The organism is Bacillota bacterium (assembly GCA_013178045.1).
In the GTDB taxonomy this organism is placed as follows: Bacteria; Bacillota; Ch66; order Ch66; family Ch66; genus Ch66.
This window is the reverse complement of sequence record JABLXP010000003.1, coordinates 16,785-34,895: the sequence shown is the minus strand read 5'-3', so window position 1 is coordinate 34,895 and position 18,111 is coordinate 16,785. Positions and strand designations below refer to the sequence as shown.

At 50.3% G+C, this 18,111-nt stretch carries 22 protein-coding genes; 17 read left to right on the top strand and 5 right to left on the bottom strand.

Going from position 1 to position 18,111, the window contains the following annotated elements:
• Positions 1-28 precede the first annotated feature (28 nt).
• The 3 genes from HPY81_03045 to HPY81_03035 all read right to left on the bottom strand — a co-directional run bounded on the left by HPY81_03045 (position 29) and on the right by HPY81_03035 (position 2,666).
• Complete coding sequence (locus HPY81_03045) at positions 29-772, bottom strand: glycosyltransferase (GenBank protein ID NPV26434.1); 744 nt, start codon at positions 770-772, stop codon at positions 29-31.
• A 16-nt stretch (positions 773-788) separates the two neighbouring features.
• The gene (locus HPY81_03040) at positions 789-1,724 is read right to left on the bottom strand and encodes a Gfo/Idh/MocA family oxidoreductase (GenBank protein ID NPV26433.1); all 936 of its coding nucleotides are present in this window, start codon (positions 1,722-1,724) and stop codon (positions 789-791) included.
• A 312-nt stretch (positions 1,725-2,036) separates the two neighbouring features.
• Positions 2,037-2,666, bottom strand: a complete 630-nt coding sequence (locus HPY81_03035) for a hypothetical protein (GenBank protein NPV26432.1) — start codon at positions 2,664-2,666, stop codon at positions 2,037-2,039.
• Positions 2,667-2,962: 296 nt separating this feature from the next.
• On the opposite strand from HPY81_03035, the gene HPY81_03030 reads away from it, so the two are divergent.
• The 13 genes from HPY81_03030 (at position 2,963) to HPY81_02970 (ending at position 13,241) form a co-directional block, all read left to right on the top strand.
• Entirely contained in the window at positions 2,963-3,817 is an 855-nt protein-coding gene (locus HPY81_03030; GenBank protein ID NPV26431.1) for a hypothetical protein, read from the top strand.
• A gap of 201 nt (positions 3,818-4,018) precedes the next feature.
• On the top strand, positions 4,019-4,213 hold the full coding sequence (locus HPY81_03025) for a hypothetical protein (protein NPV26430.1): 195 nt from the start codon (positions 4,019-4,021) through the stop codon (positions 4,211-4,213).
• A 144-nt stretch (positions 4,214-4,357) separates the two neighbouring features.
• Positions 4,358-5,050, top strand: a complete 693-nt coding sequence (locus HPY81_03020; GenBank protein NPV26429.1) for a hypothetical protein — start codon at positions 4,358-4,360, stop codon at positions 5,048-5,050.
• 179 nt (positions 5,051-5,229) lie between these two features.
• Positions 5,230-5,628, top strand: a complete 399-nt coding sequence (gene queD, locus HPY81_03015) for a 6-carboxytetrahydropterin synthase QueD (GenBank protein NPV26428.1) — start codon at positions 5,230-5,232, stop codon at positions 5,626-5,628.
• Positions 5,625-6,320, top strand: coding sequence for a 7-cyano-7-deazaguanine synthase QueC (gene queC / locus HPY81_03010; protein NPV26427.1), 696 nt, complete (start codon positions 5,625-5,627; stop codon positions 6,318-6,320). Before queD ends, queC begins: the two co-directional genes overlap by 4 nt.
• Entirely contained in the window at positions 6,317-6,874 is a 558-nt protein-coding gene (locus HPY81_03005) for a DUF366 family protein (GenBank protein NPV26426.1), read from the top strand. The genes queC and HPY81_03005 overlap by 4 nt, the downstream gene beginning before the upstream one ends.
• The gene (locus HPY81_03000; GenBank protein ID NPV26425.1) at positions 6,875-7,636 is read left to right on the top strand and encodes a 7-carboxy-7-deazaguanine synthase QueE; all 762 of its coding nucleotides are present in this window, start codon (positions 6,875-6,877) and stop codon (positions 7,634-7,636) included.
• A gap of 30 nt (positions 7,637-7,666) precedes the next feature.
• Positions 7,667-8,227, top strand: coding sequence for a GTP cyclohydrolase I FolE (gene folE / locus HPY81_02995; protein NPV26424.1), 561 nt, complete (start codon positions 7,667-7,669; stop codon positions 8,225-8,227).
• A 38-nt stretch (positions 8,228-8,265) separates the two neighbouring features.
• Complete coding sequence (locus HPY81_02990) at positions 8,266-8,442, top strand: YpmA family protein (GenBank protein ID NPV26423.1); 177 nt, start codon at positions 8,266-8,268, stop codon at positions 8,440-8,442.
• 71 nt (positions 8,443-8,513) lie between these two features.
• Complete coding sequence (lepB, locus tag HPY81_02985; protein ID NPV26422.1) at positions 8,514-9,038, top strand: signal peptidase I; 525 nt, start codon at positions 8,514-8,516, stop codon at positions 9,036-9,038.
• Between the two features lie 17 nt (positions 9,039-9,055).
• On the top strand, positions 9,056-9,826 hold the full coding sequence (surE, locus tag HPY81_02980; protein ID NPV26421.1) for a 5'/3'-nucleotidase SurE: 771 nt from the start codon (positions 9,056-9,058) through the stop codon (positions 9,824-9,826).
• Positions 9,827-10,051: 225 nt separating this feature from the next.
• Complete coding sequence (gene fusA, locus HPY81_02975) at positions 10,052-12,082, top strand: elongation factor G (GenBank protein ID NPV26420.1); 2,031 nt, start codon at positions 10,052-10,054, stop codon at positions 12,080-12,082.
• A 328-nt stretch (positions 12,083-12,410) separates the two neighbouring features.
• Entirely contained in the window at positions 12,411-13,241 is an 831-nt protein-coding gene (locus HPY81_02970; protein ID NPV26419.1) for a L,D-transpeptidase family protein, read from the top strand.
• Positions 13,242-13,298: 57 nt separating this feature from the next.
• Here HPY81_02970 and HPY81_02965 read toward each other — a convergent pair whose 3' ends face one another.
• Complete coding sequence (locus HPY81_02965; protein ID NPV26418.1) at positions 13,299-13,487, bottom strand: ferredoxin; 189 nt, start codon at positions 13,485-13,487, stop codon at positions 13,299-13,301.
• A 187-nt stretch (positions 13,488-13,674) separates the two neighbouring features.
• Between HPY81_02965 and HPY81_02960 the strand changes: the two genes are divergently transcribed.
• The 4 genes from HPY81_02960 to HPY81_02945 all read left to right on the top strand — a co-directional run bounded on the left by HPY81_02960 (position 13,675) and on the right by HPY81_02945 (position 16,956).
• On the top strand, positions 13,675-14,112 hold the full coding sequence (locus tag HPY81_02960; GenBank protein NPV26417.1) for a DUF441 domain-containing protein: 438 nt from the start codon (positions 13,675-13,677) through the stop codon (positions 14,110-14,112).
• Positions 14,113-14,127: 15 nt separating this feature from the next.
• Positions 14,128-14,931, top strand: a complete 804-nt coding sequence (locus HPY81_02955; GenBank protein NPV26416.1) for a hypothetical protein — start codon at positions 14,128-14,130, stop codon at positions 14,929-14,931.
• 67 nt (positions 14,932-14,998) lie between these two features.
• Entirely contained in the window at positions 14,999-16,699 is a 1,701-nt protein-coding gene (locus HPY81_02950; protein ID NPV26415.1) for an aldehyde ferredoxin oxidoreductase, read from the top strand.
• Positions 16,700-16,716: 17 nt separating this feature from the next.
• Positions 16,717-16,956: a MoaD/ThiS family protein gene (locus HPY81_02945; protein ID NPV26414.1), complete on the top strand. Its 240-nt coding sequence runs from the start codon at positions 16,717-16,719 to the stop codon at positions 16,954-16,956.
• 92 nt (positions 16,957-17,048) lie between these two features.
• Here the strand turns inward: HPY81_02945 and hydE are convergent, their stop codons facing one another.
• Positions 17,049-18,104 carry a [FeFe] hydrogenase H-cluster radical SAM maturase HydE gene (hydE, locus tag HPY81_02940; protein ID NPV26413.1) on the bottom strand — a complete coding sequence of 352 codons (1,056 nt, stop codon included), beginning with the start codon at positions 18,102-18,104 and terminating at the stop codon, positions 17,049-17,051.
• Positions 18,105-18,111 lie beyond the last annotated feature (7 nt).

Here is an 18,111-nt window from a genome sequence, read left to right as displayed (position 1 = left end):
TGCAAACATCCTCCTTTGATACCAAATATTAACTGTTCTTGTTGCTATATGATATGCCTTGGGTTGCTAAAGGTTCCAACCATTTTTCAAGCATAATTTTTTCTTGTGGCCAAAGAATGCTTTCATAATGCTCCCTGGGCATAAAATTAAAGTTGATGTCTTGCTTTACCGCTCGTTCGTATTTATCTCTGGTTTCTGCAGGATTTGCCCAGCCGAGATGCTTGATTCGCAAATCGCTTTCGAAGTTAGGTAGACGGCGGTAAGAAAGGGGTAGGCGGCCGCAATGATATTTATGTGATGGCCAATCAGCAACTAATTGAGGCTGATACTTAACAAGGTAAATAGAAAAACCTCGTCTCCAGGGGTTCCATAAACCATCGACCCGGTAATAATCTTCACTTCCCCAACAATCATAAAGCCGAAAACTAACAGCCGGAAAAAGGTCTTGATTTAATAAGTATGGAAGTTCGAAAACTGCCCTGGTTTCCAGGAATTCATCAGCATCGAGGGCAAGAATCCATTCGGGGTTAGTAGAAACGGTATAATGCCAGAGTTGTTTGCGCAACTGCGCTTCGTCTATTAGAAACAAGGAAATTTCGTGGCGAAAGAGTTTAACGTTTGGAAAGCTAAGGCAGAGTTCAGGAGTTGGATCAGTGGAGGCATCATCTAAAATGATAATCTCATCAACGTAGCTGGTTAAAGACTTAAGACAGCGTGGTAAATAACGATTGACTTCATTGCGAACAATCATCATGGCAGTGAGTTTTGGCATGCCAAACCTCTCCTGGCTAATCATCTGCTAGGTGGTTCAGGATCTTTTCCGCGTTCCGCATGACCCATAGGGTATGCTGTTCGCCAGTGCAGGGCGGAATTTGCCTGGTGATGCATTCCAGAAAATGACAGCATTCCCATTCTAAAGGCTCGGTCCAGGTCGGGAAACATTGATCAGGTGTGTTTCCACCTCCTGAAAAGAATTGGAGCTTATGCCCTGGCTCCAGGTCGTCGAACACCAGACTGCCACGGTTACCCACCAGGACAATTTTTCTTACTTTTACTGGATGGCAGCAGGTCTCAAATAAATGGACCATACATCCCCCAGGCATCAGCATTAAAACAGAGATTGCTTTTTTGGCTTGATTTATCTCCCAACCGACACCAGAGGCTTTGATTTGCCCGGGCTCCTCGCCCAACCAGTATTCCAGCAGTGCCAGATCATGTACTATCACATTCCAGAGAAACTTTTCCCTACTTGAATAGGTCTGCGGATTGGCCTGGTTGAAGAAAATGTACTGCAACTGGCCGAGCCGGCCGGCGGCAAGCATCTGACGCACCTTTTCAGCGACGGGGTGGAAGACCATTAGGTGACCGGCCATGACAACCAGTTCCTTCTTACGGCCCAATTGAAATAGGGCCTCGGCCTGGAGCAGGCTTTCCACCACTGGTTGCTCGATCAGGGTGTGTTTACCGGCCAGAAGTGAGGCTCTGGCCAGCAGGAAGTGGGTCTGGGGTGGGGTGACGATGACCACCCCAATAATATCAGGACGTTTGAGCAATTCAAGATAATTGCCGGTTGCTTCTATTTCGGGGTAGGCAGTTTGCGTTTCCGACCGGCGCAGGTGATTAAGATCACAAACGACCAGACGCTCTTTTCCTACCAGCCGGTGGAAAATACGCACATAGTTTCTGCCCCAGGGACCAAGACCAATAATTCCCAATTTTTGCATCGGCGTCATCTCCCATTTAAGGCCATTTGTTGCCTTATGTGTTCTTGGCAATCAGTTCATTGATCTCCTGGACTAAATCCGATGGGTTAAGATGTTGTCTTTGAGCAGCCTGCTCAATGGTCTCATGACCACTTCCGTGTCAGCAGCTCGGGTTAATTTTGTATTTAAATAAAACTGTCGCCGCTTTGGGATATTTCCGGACAACATCCATCACCCGCCAATTTTGAGTAACTTTCAATTCCGTTCCTCTCCTTTCTGAAATTTTTTAACAGAAAAGGGCCGGCTGGCCCTTTTCTGTTAAAAAAGAGGAAATTACGTATTCTGCTCCAGTTGGGGGGGGAACAGCGGATAGGGCGGACAGATGAAACCAACCTGTGGTGTTGGTTGGCAAGGTGCCGGTTGACAGAAACCGTAAGTCGGGACCAGCAACTTAACCAGGGCCTTGATTTCGATGATTTTACAGACCTTGATCTTGCACAAGGCTTGCGGAGGTGTTCCAGGCAAACGCTCGCATTCACATTTGGCGGCAACCAGTTCGCATTGGGCAAAGGTCCCGTTTGGGCTGTACAAAAAAGCGTCCGTATAGAATGGCGCAACGTCTCTGGTCACAGTGACCAGGCGGGCTGGTGTGACGCTATTGTCGATGAGAACGATATTGATTCTGACGATTTGTCTGGCAATAATAGATCGAAAATTGTTCGCATCTGGTGGTCCAATATTGGCGATTTCGCAGCGGGTGGCCGGCAAACCGCTGGCGTCTGGAGAAAAATCAATGTCACATCTTAAAATAGGTAAATCTTCCGGGAGATCAAACGTTCCAAAGCTTATCTCTTCTCGGAAGCATTGGTCATAGACCTTTAAGACTTCAATGCAGTCGATCTCCGTGGTGGGCGGACACCCCACCACAGGTGGGCATGGCCCTGGCTTAATTAGATCAGGCATGATAATTCCTCCTTTCCATATTTAATCTGAACCCGGGTTCACTTTATGTTATGGAATGGTTGGTAATTTTGTGCATTCTCACTAAGGCTTTATCTAAAATTTCTTGGATTTGGGTTCAAAGTCCAGATTATCCCAGATATCAGCCAGCCTGTGATATCTCCATATATATCGACAGTGGGATAACTGGTCGTTATTCTCGTCTGGATGTCACTTGTCTAGTGGTTTGCTTTTGTCCTGGATCTGTTTTATTATGTAAACATAAGTTACCAGTATTACATTTTTTCAGGAGGTAAAGGATGAAAAAAGCAAAACAGGCGTTCGCTTTCTTGATCGCAATTCTTCTCAGCCACTTGAGCTCGCTCCCAGCTCAGGCCCTGGCTGGAACTTCTGGGCCCGCTCAAAACGTCCAACAGTGGTATCTGGAGTACATGCAGCAATATTCAAGTATGCCTACATACAACCAGTCCACCAATTTGCTCCCGGTTGCCCCTGGTCAATCCGTACCGACTCAACCGAGTCAACCAGTACAACCGATGAAGCCGACTCAGCCTAGGCCAAGCAGTACACCAGCCCCAACTGGATCCCAGCTACCCACTAATTTTACGGCCAGTAACTACATCAAATATTTACAACAATACAAGGCGACAACCAGTATGCTGGTCAAGGCAAATCAACCAGCTACGGCACCGTTGGAAGGAACAAACCCGCCTGTTGACCCGCAGTCAAGGCCAGCTAACCCGCCGACAGTTCCGACACCCACCGGACTGACCGCAGAGGAAAAACAGGTGTTTGAACTGGTCAACCAGGAGCGGGCTGCCGCCGGCGTCAACCCGGTGGCGATCAATGAAGCCATTGTCAACCTAGCCCGGATGAAAGCCCGAGAAATTGCCGAACTCGATTATTACGGCCACATCTCGCCGACATATGGCAGCCCGGGACAAATGCTTTCTCAGGCTGGTGTCAACTGCAGACAGTATGGAGAAAATATTTGTAAAGCTGCTGATGTTTACCGGGCGCATATGCTGTTAATGAACAGCACAGCACACAAACAGATCATGCTGGATCCTACTTATTCTCAGGTGGGAATTGGCGTCGCTTATTATAAGGATAAGCCGGGGCTGGTCGTGGTGGAGTTGTTCATCCAGCCTTAAAGTACTTAAGACAGAGCCAAGTGAAGAAGAGACAAGGGGATATTTTCCTCTTGTCTTTTTTTGCCGAAATTATGAACAGGTCTTTACCTGGATAATTTTTTAGGCAGGTGTTACCAAAGAAAAACAATTGCATATCATAATTAAAGATGAAGGAAAACCAACACATGCGTTGGAAGCATTTGCAAGAAGGAGGGTAGAACTTTGTACCAAGATTTGAAAGGTGAACATGATGAACAATCAATCCAAGAACAGGTCTACGATCACGCCTACGAAGTTATCCAGCATTACAAGAACCTCCGGTTACCGGAAGAGATTGCCAGGTCCCAGGGTATTCCCCAACGTGTAACGGGAGGTCAGGCGAGTGGCACCGGTTCTGGTACAGGGAGGTATCGTTGAGGTTAAGAGGTTCAGTGCTCTGGTCGGTGACCAGGAACCGAACTTAGAGGGGAGTCGTGCACTCCCCCTCTTGGCTTTCTGCGGCGGCAGAGAAGAAAATTAGCAATAGTCCAAGATTAATATAAAGAAAGGAGTCAAGCTGGAATGTTGAAGGCTCAACCGGTAGGAAAGGGCGAGGTGTCATTTTCCCACCAGTATCAATTGCTGGCTGAAGCCAGTGACCAGGTCGTTGGCTGCCAGGTGATCAATCCCCAATTGGGTTACCGACTGCTCCGGCCTGACCTGGTGGCGGTTTTTGGCAAATACGAACTGTTAATCTGCTGTTCGTCCGGCAGACTTGAAGATATTAGTAATTATCGAGTGCAAAATGAGGAAAAGACTTTTGTCGAGATCATTCCGATCCGGCTGACCGGTGTCGAGAAAATTGAGCCCGAATTGCTGGGCCGTGTTCAATGCCAGATCAACCCGGTCAGGATGTTGGATTGCACGGCCCGGGTGGTTAATGTTGCCCACAATCGGTCGGAGAAATACGAGAAGTTGAGTAAACACAGTTCATCTAACACTTGGAAGATTGAGGTCGAGGTGACGGGTGCCTTACACGCTGAATTGATCCTCAACCTGGAACAACTAACCGAAGTCACACCATGCACAGAGCGATCAGAAATAGACGCCACTACCAACAAGAACTTACCGCTTGACAATTATAAACAGAGTTTCGGTAAGTACCTGCGTCCGGGAACCGATATTGTTTATATCGGCCCTACGTCAGGAGTAGACGGCTACATGACTTTGGTCATGAACCCGCCTCCCCCTAAACCATCCATTGAAGGCGGTTGAGGACCGCGGGTCTTGATCTCTGACCGGGAGTCGGAACCAACATGTGGATAGTAGTTGAGTTGAGTACAGCCTTTTTTGCCGTAGGGCTGTTTTTTTTTGAGGAAAATGTTAGAATATATAAGAATGTATGAAGCGAATTATGATGTAACAACACGTTCCCGCAGGAGGGGAAAATAATTGTGTATGAGCTAACAGTTAAATCAGGCTTTGCTGCCGCGCACCGGCTGAGAAACTATCAGGGGAAGTGTACTCAGCTCCATGGTCATACATGGGAGATTGAGGTCAAGGTCCGGGGAGAGAAGCTGGACCAGGCCGGCATGCTGATGGATTTTGCTGAACTGAAGCGGATCTTACGGGAAGCAAGCGAGGAACTGGACCACACGTGTTTAAACGATCTTGAGGTGTTTGCTGATACTTCTCCCACTGCCCTCAACCCTACCGCCGAGAACCTGGCCTGGTATCTTTATCAGCGGCTGGCTGCTGTGTTGAGCCGCGACTATCCCCAGCTCAAACTGCGGTCAGTGACGATCTGGGAGTCCCCGGTTACAGCCGCCTGTTATGGGGAGGCCCTGGAATGAACAGTTTAATTTTGCTCTCCGGCGGTTTGGATTCAGCAGTTTCTTTAGGTATTGCCGTAGATAAGACGCAAGTGAAATTGGCCTTGACTTTCGACTACGGACAGCGGGCCGCTGCCCGTGAGATAATAGCGGCGAAAAATCTAGCAGAATACTATCAGCTGCCGCACCGGGTGCTCACCTTCCCCTGGCTGGGGGAGATCACCAAAACTGCTCTGGTTGATCCCCTGGTGGAACTGCCCGAACTCGCTGCGGCTGATTTTGAGCGTCCTGACCGCCTGCAGGAAACTGCGGACGCGGTCTGGGTGCCCAACCGCAACGGGGTATTTATCAACGCTGCGGCTTGCCTGGCGGAAGCGATAGATTGTGAGTTGATCATCTGTGGTTTTAACGCTGAGGAAGCAGCTACGTTTCCCGATAATACCGCGGCATTTGTGGTAGCGATCAACCAGAGTTTAGCTTTTTCCACGCGCGGTCGAGTCAAGGTGACCAGCTTTGTCCAGGATCTGACCAAGGTGGAAATAATCAAGGTGGGCCGGGACCTGGGCGTTCCTTTAAAATATATTTGGAGCTGTTACCGAGGTGAGTCGGCCATGTGTGGACACTGTGAAAGCTGCCAGCGCCTGTGGCGCGCCTGTATCGCTGCGGGCTATGTACCCGCTGAACTTTTCAACTTCAGGAGAGATGACCGGTGAAACACTTGTACATTGACCAGGAAATTAAATACGATGGACGGCAGCTCCATTCCCTGTGGGCTTTTCGGACGTTTGGTCTGCATGGAGACAGCATTGTCGCCTGGCAAGGACCGTGCGCGGTCCAATTGACGGAAATGGTTGACCAGGAGGATGTCCGGCAGAACGCGCCGATTTTCAGCCAGGCCATGCTGCATTTTATCGTTGAGCACTTTCACCGCGATCTGGAAAAAGCGGTCTGGCAGCAGCGTTTGTTGATCGCCCTGATCGGCGAACGGCTTAACGAAAAATGTTCGGGTCAGGTTAAACGACACGGTGATGACCTGTACCTGGGCGACCGGAAGCTGTCGGTTTCCATCGCGACCCTTTCGCCAGTATCAGCTCTGATCCACGTGGGATTAAACGTAAGCAGCGAGGGGACGCCGGTGCCGACGGTCAGTCTGCCCGAGTTGGGGGTTGGAGACATTAAAGAATTTGCGGAGACGATTTTACAAGATTACGTCCGCGAGGTTGAAGGTGTCAACTACGCCCGCTGCAAGGTCAGGGGTGTGGACTAGATGTTGGCCCCCGTCGTCGAAATCATGTCATCAATCCAGGGCGAAGGCCTCTTGGTCGGCTGCCGGCAAATTTTTATCCGGCTGGCTGGCTGCAATCTGCGCTGCACTTATTGTGATACCACAGACAGTTTAACTCCACCAGCGGTTTGTCGGGTGGAATTAACGCCAGGCCAGCGTGATTTTCTCGAAGTGCCTAACCTGCTATCTGTAGAACGGGTAGTCGAACTGGTCAAGCATTTTCCAGTGCAGCGGCACCACTCGGTAAGCCTGACCGGCGGAGAACCCCTGCTGCATGTGGATTTTTTAAAGCTCCTGTTACCCCAACTACGTGTTCTGGGGACTCGCTTATTTTTAGAGACCAATGGAACGTTGGCCGACGCCTTAACTGAGGTGCGTTACTGGTTTGATTATATTAGCATGGACATTAAACTGCCCGGTCAGACCAGCGGAGAGCTTTGGACAGAGCATGACGAGTTTCTCCGGGTGGCCCTTGATTTACCGTCAGGCCGGTCCGGCGAAGGGGTTTACGTCAAAATTGTGATTACGCCAGATACCACACTGGCTGAATTTGACCAGGCTGTTGCGTTAATTGCTAATCACGACCGGAATATCCCGCTGATCCTGCAGCCAGTGACGCCAACTGGCCACGTTGAGGCTGCACCGAGTCCGAAAGCCATGCTCGATTGGCAGGAGCGCGCGGCACAGTGGCTGCATCAGGTCAGGGTTATCCCTCAGTTACATAAGATATTGAGGCAATTATGACGGAAAACATATTGAAGGGACTGACAGAATATGGATCTGGCAAAAATTGAACAGGGGGTTCGCATGATCCTGGAGGCAATTGGTGAAAATCCTGAACGTGAGGGATTACGCAATACACCGGCCAGGGTAGCGCGGATGTACCAGGAGATTTTCCACGGTTTGCAGGAAGATCCCCGTGACCACCTGGAAATTCTCTTTACCGAAGAACACGAAGAGATGGTACTGGTTAAGGATATACCCCTGTACTCGATGTGCGAGCACCACCTGGTTCCTTTCTATGGGAAAGCACATGTGGCTTACATTCCCCGGAAGGGTCGCATTACCGGTTTAAGCAAACTGGCCCGGGTGGTTGAGGGATATGCGAAGCGGCCGCAGCTCCAGGAAAGATTGACCTCACAGATTGCCGATGCCATCATGGAGAGAGTGCAGCCGCGGGGCGTGGTGGTGGTAATTGAGGCCGAACACATGTGCATGACCATGCGGGGGATCCGTAAACCCGGTTCAAAAACTTTGACTTCGGCTGTGCGCGGGGTCTTCCAGACAAGTGAGGCGACGCGGGCGGAGGCCTTTGCCCTGATCAAAGGTAGTTAACGGTTGGTTGATGATGTTGTGAAAGCGAGGGATGGGTTTTGACAGAGAGACCTGGTAAACTGGAATTGATCGCCACCAAGACTGTACCGGCAAATAACGATTTATACAAAATTGTTGATTTTCTTAATAAAACCCTCAAAGACAAAAACATCATGTTTGGCTTGACGAAAAACACCCAGGAGGAGACGATGACCATCTCGGTCTACGAGACTTAGCTTAGGGCGGTTCTCGCTGATTATTGATAATGGCCGGGCATTCCTGACAAACTAGGTGAGAGGTGCTATACATGCAGTCGTTGAGAAACATCTTGAAAGAATTCATCAGCATTGTCGTGGTGGCCTACCTGTTATCACTGGTCCTGAAGACTTTTGTTATTGAGGCAAGGGTTATACCAACGGGGTCAATGCTGCCAACTATTCAACTTCAGGACCGGGTGCTGGTGAATAAGTTTATCTATCGCTTTCAACCGCCGAAAAGATTTGATGTGATCGTATTTGAACCACCGGCAGAAACGAGACAGCATGAGGACTTTATCAAGCGGGTCATTGGACTGCCGGGTGAGACAGTTGAGGTTAAGAAGGGCAAGGTGTTTATCAACGGCCAACCTCTGGATGAGCCATATATTATGGAGAAACCTAATTACCAATTCGGACCAGTCGAGGTTCCACCAAACGCTCTCTTTGTGATGGGAGACAACCGCAACCACAGTTTTGATAGCCACCTGTGGGAGGGTTGGCTGACCATTGACCACGTGAAGGGCAAGGCGTTCTACACCTACTGGCCGTTATCCCGGCTGGGAAAACTCAAATGACGATTTGGAGGCCTGATATGCGTATACTTCTAACAAATGACGACGGAATATATGCCCCGGGGATTAAAGCACTGGCCCGAGCTCTGGAAGGGTTGGGTGAACTGATCGTTGCTGCTCCTGACCGGGAAAGGAGTGCTACCGGGCACAGTATTACTGTGTTTCACCCAATTCGGGTTGATCGAACCAATATACCGGAGACAACTGCCCGGGGATGGATCGTGGAAGGAACACCAGCTGATTGCGTTAAACTGGCAATCTGTGCTTTGCTGGACGAACCGCCTGACCTGGTTGTCTCGGGGATCAATCGCGGCCCAAATCTGGGGACGGATGTGCTGTATTCTGGAACAGTGTCAGCCGCAGTGGAAGGGATCATCCTGGGGGTCCCAGCAATAGCGGTTTCATTGACCACTTACGACTATGATGCCGATTATTCTTTTGCTGCTTCTTTTACCCGTCGGTTGTGTGAGGAGTATTCGCGCCAGGGTTTAACCCCAGACACCTTACTGAACGTGAATATCCCGCCACTGGACGAGGAGAGTGTCGCCGGTGTTAAAGTAACTAAACTGGGGGTTAGGCGTTACGAGAATGTTTTTGAAGAGCGCAAGGACCCGCGCGGTAAGAGTTACTACTGGCTTGCTGGCGACGTGATTGACGATCTGGAGGATCCTGATAGTGATGTGGTAGCCATCCATGAAAACAAGGTTTCAATCACACCGATCCATTTTGATCTAACAAACTATGCGATTATGGAAGACATTCAGCGGCGCTTGAGCGGGATGCTGCGCTAATAACACCAAATGATCTCACCTTGACGTCAGGAACGAAGATTGGTAAAGTATTGCCCAGGAGTGTTTCACGAATAGAAACGTATAGGTTTTGGGCGTAATTGATAAAATAGTATCAATTTGAAAGAGGAGTTTCCAATTTTCTGGCTAAATATATATATTTGTATGTTTTGGCAGAGCATTGGAAATAACCAATAAATCAGAATTATCCGAAGGAGGCGGAGTAGATTGAAAGTATATCAAGCAGGTAAGATACGCAATGTTGGTCTGGTGGCCCACGGTGGGGCGGGGAAAACTTCTCTGACCGAAGCCATGCTGTATAATGCCGGTCACACTACCCGGCTGGGCAGAGTAGAGGATGGAACCACGGTAACCGATTTTCATCCCGAGGAGATCAAACGGAAGATTACCATCAATGCCACCCTGGCCCCTTGTGAATGGAAAGACCATAAACTCAACCTGCTCGATACCCCTGGTTTCTCAGATTTCATCGGGGAAGTCAAAGGAACCATGCGGGTGGTTGACGGACTGATCGTGGTGCTTGACGCCGTAGCCGGGGTTGAGGTCATGACGCAGATCGTATGGGAAGACGCGGTGGCCGCCAATATTCCGCGGATCGCTTTTGTTAATAAAATGGACCGTGAAAACGCCAATTTCTTACGGGTTGTGGACCAGATGAAGGAAGCTTTTGGCTCTCACATAGTGCCAATCCAACTACCAATCGGCGCCGAAGCCAACTTTAAAGGCGTGGTTGACCTGCTAAAAATGAAAGCCTATTACTTTGAAGGTGGCAAAGTGCAAGAAAAGGATATCCCTGCCGATTTAGCTGATGAAGCAGCCACTTACCGGGATACACTGGTTGAGGCCGCGGCTGAGGCAGATGATGAACTGCTGACCAAGTACCTGGAAGGAGAAGAACTCACGCCGGAAGAAGTGGTTACTGGTTTGCGCTCAGCTGTGCGGCAGGGTCTGGTAGTCCCGGTTGTTTGCGGCTCGGCGACCAAAAACATCGGGGTTCAACCTTTAATGGATCTTATCATCGATTGTCTCCCGTCACCTCTTGATCGGGCGGAAGGGGATCCGGAAAACGCGCCGCTAGCAGCATTGATCTTCAAAACGATTGCCGACCCGTATGTAGGTAAGCTCAGCTTTTTCCGCGTGTACGGCGGTGTCTTAAAGTCAGATTCCTATATATATAATGCTAACAAGGAAAAAGAAGAAAAGATCGGTCAGATTTTAATCATGCGCGGGAAGAACCAGGAGCCGGTTCCCGAAGTCAGAGCGGGAGATATCGCGGCGATTGCTAAACTCCAAGAGTCTTCGACTGGTGACACCCTGACCCGCAAGGATAAACCAGTTATTCTGGAAGGGATTAAGTTCCCTAACCCTACACTGTCTGTGGCTATTGAGCCCAAGAGTAAAGGTGATGAAGATAAGTTGGGTACCGCGGTAGCCCGGCTGATGGAAGAAGACCCAACACTGCGCATGGAAAAAAATACGGAGACCAAAGAGACTTTGCTGACCGGTATGGGTGAAATGCATCTTGATATTATCATGGAAAGACTGCAGCGTAAGTTTGGGGTCGAAGTCAATGTTCGTGAACCGAAAGTCCCCTACCGGGAGACGATTCGTGCCAGCGTCAAGGTGGAAGGTAAGCACAAGAAACAAACCGGTGGACACGGCCAGTACGGCCATGTTTGGTTAGCGTTGGAACCGCTTTACGATAAAGACTTTGAATTTACCGAAGAAATTTTCGGCGGGGCAGTGCCGAGACAATACTTCCCCGCGGTGGAAAAAGGTGTGCGCGAAGCCATGGCCGAGGGCGTCCTGGCTGGCTATCCGGTGACTGGAGTCAAGGTTACGCTATATGATGGCTCCTACCATACAGTTGACTCTTCCGAAATGGCCTTCAAGCTTGCAGCGATCCTTGCTTTCCGTAAAGGCTGCGAACAGGCTAAACCCGTCTTGCTGGAGCCAATCATGAACGTGGAAGTGACCGTGCCGGACGAGTTCATGGGCGACATCATCGGCGACTTGAACGGGAAGCGCGGACGGATCCTGGGGATGGAGCCTCAGGGAAAACTGCAGGTTATCCGCGCCCAGGTGCCGCTGGCCGAAATGATGCGGTACGCGATTGATTTGAAGTCGATTACCCAGGGCCGGGGTACGTATAAGATGGAGTTTGCCAACTACGAAGAGGTGCCGGCCAATATCGCCGAGAAGATTATTGCGGCTAAAAAGGCTGAGAATAAGGATTGAGTTTCTACTAAGTCTTGATAAGGCAAAAATTTATGGACCGCCTTAGTTTTCGTCGGCGGTCCTTATAATCTTCGTCGTGGACAGCCAGGGGAAGATTTTACTGGTACAAAAGGCGATGTTTGCTTTGGGAGCTGTCCACACCATTAATTTTGTCCATTTATGACATTTTTATTCTACTTGCCGCTAAGATTGCTGTTAATTTATTCTTCAATTACGAGATTGGCCAGATCCAGGAAATTTCATTCTATGGGGCGTAGACACTATCAGTCACCTTTTTGAACACCGTTAAATATTATACAGTGAACAAAAGGTGAGGAGGAGATAATTAGTGCTCTACGCAAGTCGATATTTGCGACTTATGTCCCCCTTTATGGTTGGGCCGGATGTGCGCCAACTTCAGGAGCGATTACAAGAACTGGGTTTTTATCGTGGCCCCCTTGATGGGGTCTTCGGACCAGCGACAGAGACGGCGGTTAGAGCTTTCCAGACTGAGGCTGGGCTAACCGTAGACGGAATCGTCGGTCCAACAACCTGGAATGCTTTGGGGATTGACCGGATTCCTTCCGCTCGAGGGAATCGGCGAATCTCTATCGACACCGAAAAAAAGAACCTGACCCTGAGGGAAGGAAATCGCCTTATTCGCACTTACCCTGTGGCGGTCGGGCGACCGGAAACGCCAACTCCCCTGGGCAACTGGGTAATCACGGAAAAACAGCTTAATCCCGGCGGCCCGTTTGGTGCCCGTTGGATGCGCCTGTCAATCCCGTGGGGGGGATACGGGATTCATGGCACCAATAACCCCAGTTCGATCGGTATGGCGGCCAGTCACGGCTGTGTCCGTATGTTTAATGAAGATGTCATTGAACTTTACGATCTGGTAGACATTGGGACCCCAGTGCGGATCATCGGTCGAGTCTTTACTGGGCGGATCCTGCGGGTCGGTGACCGTGGGTCTGATGTTCTGGAGGTGCAAAGAAGGTTACAGATTCTTGGGTATTATGATGGTGACCTTGATGGGGTATACGGTCCACAAACACAGCAAGCGGTTATCGACTTCCAACGTGATCATAACTTAGAGCCGGATGGTATTGTTGGTCCAAGAACCTACGAGGAACTACAAAAAGCCTTTGACGTTGTTCTGGGCAATCGACAACCTTAACATATTGGCCCGCCTGAATAAGCATAATCAGGCGGGCCTAATTCATAACAAATTGTTTTAAACTTCCTTGATGGCTTCAGTGGGACACCCTTCGATAGCCTCGCGGGCACTGCTTTCCTGTGCTGCAGGCACAGGATCTACCTTGGCGTGAGCCTTACCGTTTCCGTCCCAATCAAAAACATCCGGGCAAGTATCAATACACAGGCCACATTCAATGCACAATTCCGGGTCAACGGCAACCTTCATTATCTCTACCTCCTCAGGAGAAATTCTCGTCTTAGTTTGTTTCAACCTGATTGATATTATGTACTTCTCGGGTTGGGACAAGCCAATTTATAGCTGATGTGTCCCTCTTGACAGTAAACTTGAGTAAGCTTACTATGAGGATAAATTATATAAATTGCATGCGGAAGAGGAATGGAGTGACAAGAGGATGTTGGAGGCTTTTTTGATTCTCGGTCTGATGCTGGTCTTGGGGATCGTGGGACGAAATGATCTGGTTGCCATCGGCGCTGGTATCGTTTTACTTTTAAAACTTGCACAGGCCGAGCCGTTCTTCCCCTGGCTAGAAAAATACAGCCTTAAGTTAGGGATTATTATGCTAATTATCGCTGTAATGACACCTATTGCCCAGGGGAAGATCCGGCTCAGCGATATTTTACAGACCATGAAGAACCCGGTGGGGGTGCTGGCCATTCTGGCTGGTATCCTGGCGGCTTACATGGGCAAACGGGGAGTGACTTTGCTCACCGATCGTCCTCAAGTGATCACCGGTGTTTTAGTTGGGACCATCATCGGAGTTGCTTTCTTCCGGGGTGTGCCAGTCGGTCCGTTAATTGCGGCTGGAATGGTTGCTTTATTAATCAGGTAAGGGGTGATTTTATAAATGAAAGCTTTATTTACCTTGACTCCGGCGGAGGCCAAGCGGTTGATTGCCAAAGGCGTTTCCCAACTGCCGGTGGTGCAATCGGCCTTGCAAAATGGTCGGATCGGTATCGCGGGAGGAACTACCAATGCCTATATTGTCGAAGAACTTTTAGGTGTAACGATCAGCAAGGAGCGCTACACGGCTGGAGTGATCACCCAGGGACGGCAGTGTTTGACTCCTGCGGCAGAGCGCATTGCCCCGTATGTTCTGGTTCGCGGCAAGGTCAGCGATCAACCCTGGGACAAGGCCATCGAAGAGTTTAGCGGCTCAGATGTCTTTATTAAAGGTGCCAATGCCATCGACAGCGAAGGAAATGTAGGTATCCTTATGGCCAACCCAACCGGCGGCACGATTGGTCGTATGATCGGGCTAATCGCATCCCGCGGTTGCCAGTTAGTCATCCCGGTTGGGCTAGAAAAAATGATTCCATCAGTACGGGCGGCGGCTCAGGCAGCCGGCATCCAACACTTTGACTACCACTTTGGTAAACCCGTCGGTTTCATGCCGTTAATGATGGGAACGGTGGTGACCGAAATCGAAGCCCTCAAGTTGGTTACCAACGTGAAGGCCACTTGTATCGGGGCTGGCGGTGTTGGAGGTTCTGAAGGAGCCACAGTGCTGGCTGTCGAGGGAAGTGAAGCAGAGGTTAAAGCAACGATGGAACTGGTGCGCCTACTCAAGCGAGAGAAGCCTATTCCAGCTTTAAAGCAAGCCTGTACCGACTGCAAGGAACCATGCCACTGGACTAAAAAAACGCAGTAAGCGGTCAGAAGCACATAACAAAGCTGGTGAAGGCAATATCATACAAATTAATGTGGAGGTGCACCTGGTGGCAAACTTCTTACGTGTCAACATGTCGAATGGTTCTGTGACCGCTGAACCTTGCCCGGAGCACTATAACCTGCTTGGTGGCCGGGGGCTGACATCCCAGCTTATCTTCGAAGAAGTCGATCCCACTACTTATCCTCTAGGGGATGGCAATAAAATGGTGATTGCTCCCGGTTTATTGACCGGCACTACCGCCCCTTCCTCTGGCCGCCTTTCGATCGGGGCCAAGAGCCCTCTGACCGGTGGGATCAAGGAGAGTAACGCTGGGGGAACGGCTGCGCGGAAACTGGCGCGCCTCGGTATTAAAGCCATAATTCTTGAGGGCCGGGCAAAAGTTGGGGAATGGTTTGTCCTCAAGGTGTCCAGTGTCGGAGCAGAACTGTTGCCGGCAGGTGACTTGGTTGGCCTGGGCAACTACGCCACGGTAGATAAGCTGCGCACCCGCTTTGGCGAGAAAGTCGGGCTGATTTCCATTGGCCCAGCGGGTGAAAAACTGATGGCGGCGGCCAGTGTTGCGGTGACTGATCCAGACGGACGGCCGTCACGCCACTGCGGCCGGGGTGGGATGGGAGCAGTTATGGGTTCCAAGGGCCTTAAGGCTGTTGTCATTGATGACGCTGAGGCACACGAAACCCTGCTTGACCTGGTCGACCCGAGCGGTTTTAATGAAATTGCACGCAGATGGTCCAAGACCCTGAGCGAAACCAGGAAGGGTTTAACCAACTTTGGTACAGCCAGTTTAGTCAAACCGATCAGTGCCGTCGGCGGTCTACCTACCCGTAATTTCAGCCGCGGAACGTTTGAGGGGGCAGATAACATCAATGGCGAGGTCCTGGCGGAACGAGCCAAGGCCCGCGGAGGAAAAACCGGTCATGCTTGTTCACCGGGGTGTGTGATCCGGTGTTCCAACGTTTACCATGACCAAAACGGACAGTATCTAACCTCTGGCCTCGAGTACGAGACAATCGTTTTGCTCGGCGCAAATTGTGAAATTGATGATTTAGATGCTATTGCCGAACTAGACCGCCTGTGTGATGATTATGGATTGGATACCATGGAAATGGGTCACACCATGGCGGTGGCAATGGAAGCCGGTCTGCTGCCGTTTGGCGATGTGAACAGAGTTAAGGAACTGCTGGGTGAGATCGCTAGTGGGACGGTATTGGGGCGTATTCTTGGTCAGGGCGCCGCGGTGACGGGGCGGGTTTTCAACGTTGCCCGCGTACCGGTGGTTAAGGGACAAGGGATGGCCGCCTACGATCCACGGGCTTTGAAGGGAACCGGTATAACTTATGCTACTTCCCCCATGGGGGCGGATCATACCGCAGGAAACTGTTTGCCCGGCCGCGGCGGGGTAGACCCGAATAAGCGAGAGGGGCAGGTTAAAGTATCGCGCGAACTGCAAATCATGTCAACCGTCATCGACGCACTAGGGCTATGCCTATTCGTCGGTCCGCTACCCGACAGTATGGAAATGATTGCCCAGTTGTTGAGTAAGGCCAGAGGAACAGAAGTAACAGTTGCCGATTTATTATCCCTTGGGCAAAACATCCTGCGGACAGAGATCGCCTTTAACCGTCGAGCTGGCCTGACCAGCACGGATGACCGTTTGCCGGTCTTCTTCCGTCAGGAAAAACTGGCGCCGTATGAACTGGTCTTTGACGTGAGTGATGAAGAGTTGGATGAGGTCCTCAATTTCTAATTTAAAGGGGAATGCCAATGGAGGTTATAGTAAAAGCCGATGCCACGATCAGACAACGCATCCCAAATTATCCAGGCGAGAGCGGAATGAGGTTGAGTCTGTCCCAGCCAGCCACGGTACTCGATTTATTGGCGCTATTAGCTATTCCCCCGCAAGAGGTTGGTTTGGTGCTGATTAACGGTACCTTCAGCCAGAAGGAGACCGCGCTCCAGCCCAACGACGTGGTCCAGTTGTTTTCTTTTATTGAAGGCGGTTGATAGACTTTATTTTCAACTGCTGTTTAGGTAATCTGCAGGTAACTAAAAGAGGTAAGCCTGGTTTGCCGGCTTACCTCTTCAATTTATGAAGATTATTTATCTTGTTGGACGAACTTCGGACTGTGCCCCGGGTCAGTTGCCACTTCACGGCCCAGTGAGGTGATCAGGCTATGCAAACAACCGCGGCAGTTATCTGGTTCCTCGTTGACACAAATCTTGTTGGGATAGATTTCATATAGCGGCCGGTAAGCGGCCGGGGTGACGTTTGGCATAATCACGTTAGCCCCGCAACGTAGAGCAAGTTCGCGCCCTCTGGGGTGAATCGAGCCTAGGGCTGTGGTGGCCGGCAGGTGAGTGTAAGGCATAAGCAGGCGAGTAACGGCCAGCACTTTTAATGTTAGCTCAACTGTTCCGCCAGGGTATGTGCCTAAAGGAGTGTGGCTGTGGGGGACAAATGGACTTATACCAGCCATTTCGACGTCTAACTCTTTCAAGAGCAGAATGTCATCCGCCAGTGTTTCCAGGGTTTGACCAGGCAGACCGACCATGTTTCCGGAGCCAACCTGATAGCCAAGCTCACGTAACCATTGTAAACACCTGAGACGGTTTTCATAAAGAAGGTCAGGGTGCAGTTGACGGTAGAGATCAGGGTCGGCGGTTTCGTGTTTAAGCAAGTAACGATCCGCGCCGGCCTCACGCATGATGGCGTATTCTGCGTATGAACGTTCCCCGACGCTCACCGTTACCGCCACTTCGCCCAGTTCTTTGATCCGCTTAATTATGCTGGCGAGCGTTTTTGCCGTGTACCGAAAGTCTTCACCAGACTGCAACACAATGGTCCGGTATCCCAGGTCGCCAACAGCATGTCTGGCAATGGAGATAATCTCATCCTCACTGAGCCGGTACCGGGTCAAATGATGGTTATCCTTTCTCAGACCGCAGTAAAAACAATTGCGGCAGCAATAATTGGAAAACTCGATAATCCCGCGCAGGTGGACCTGATTGCCCATAAAACGAACCCGTACCCGATCCGCCGCACAAAAAAGAGCCTCCAGCTGGTCAGGCTCCGTCAGGCTGAGGAGCTGCACAATCTCCTCCCGCTTCAGTTGATGATTTTGTTCCGCCCGGTTGATCAGTTCACCGATCATCTTACAA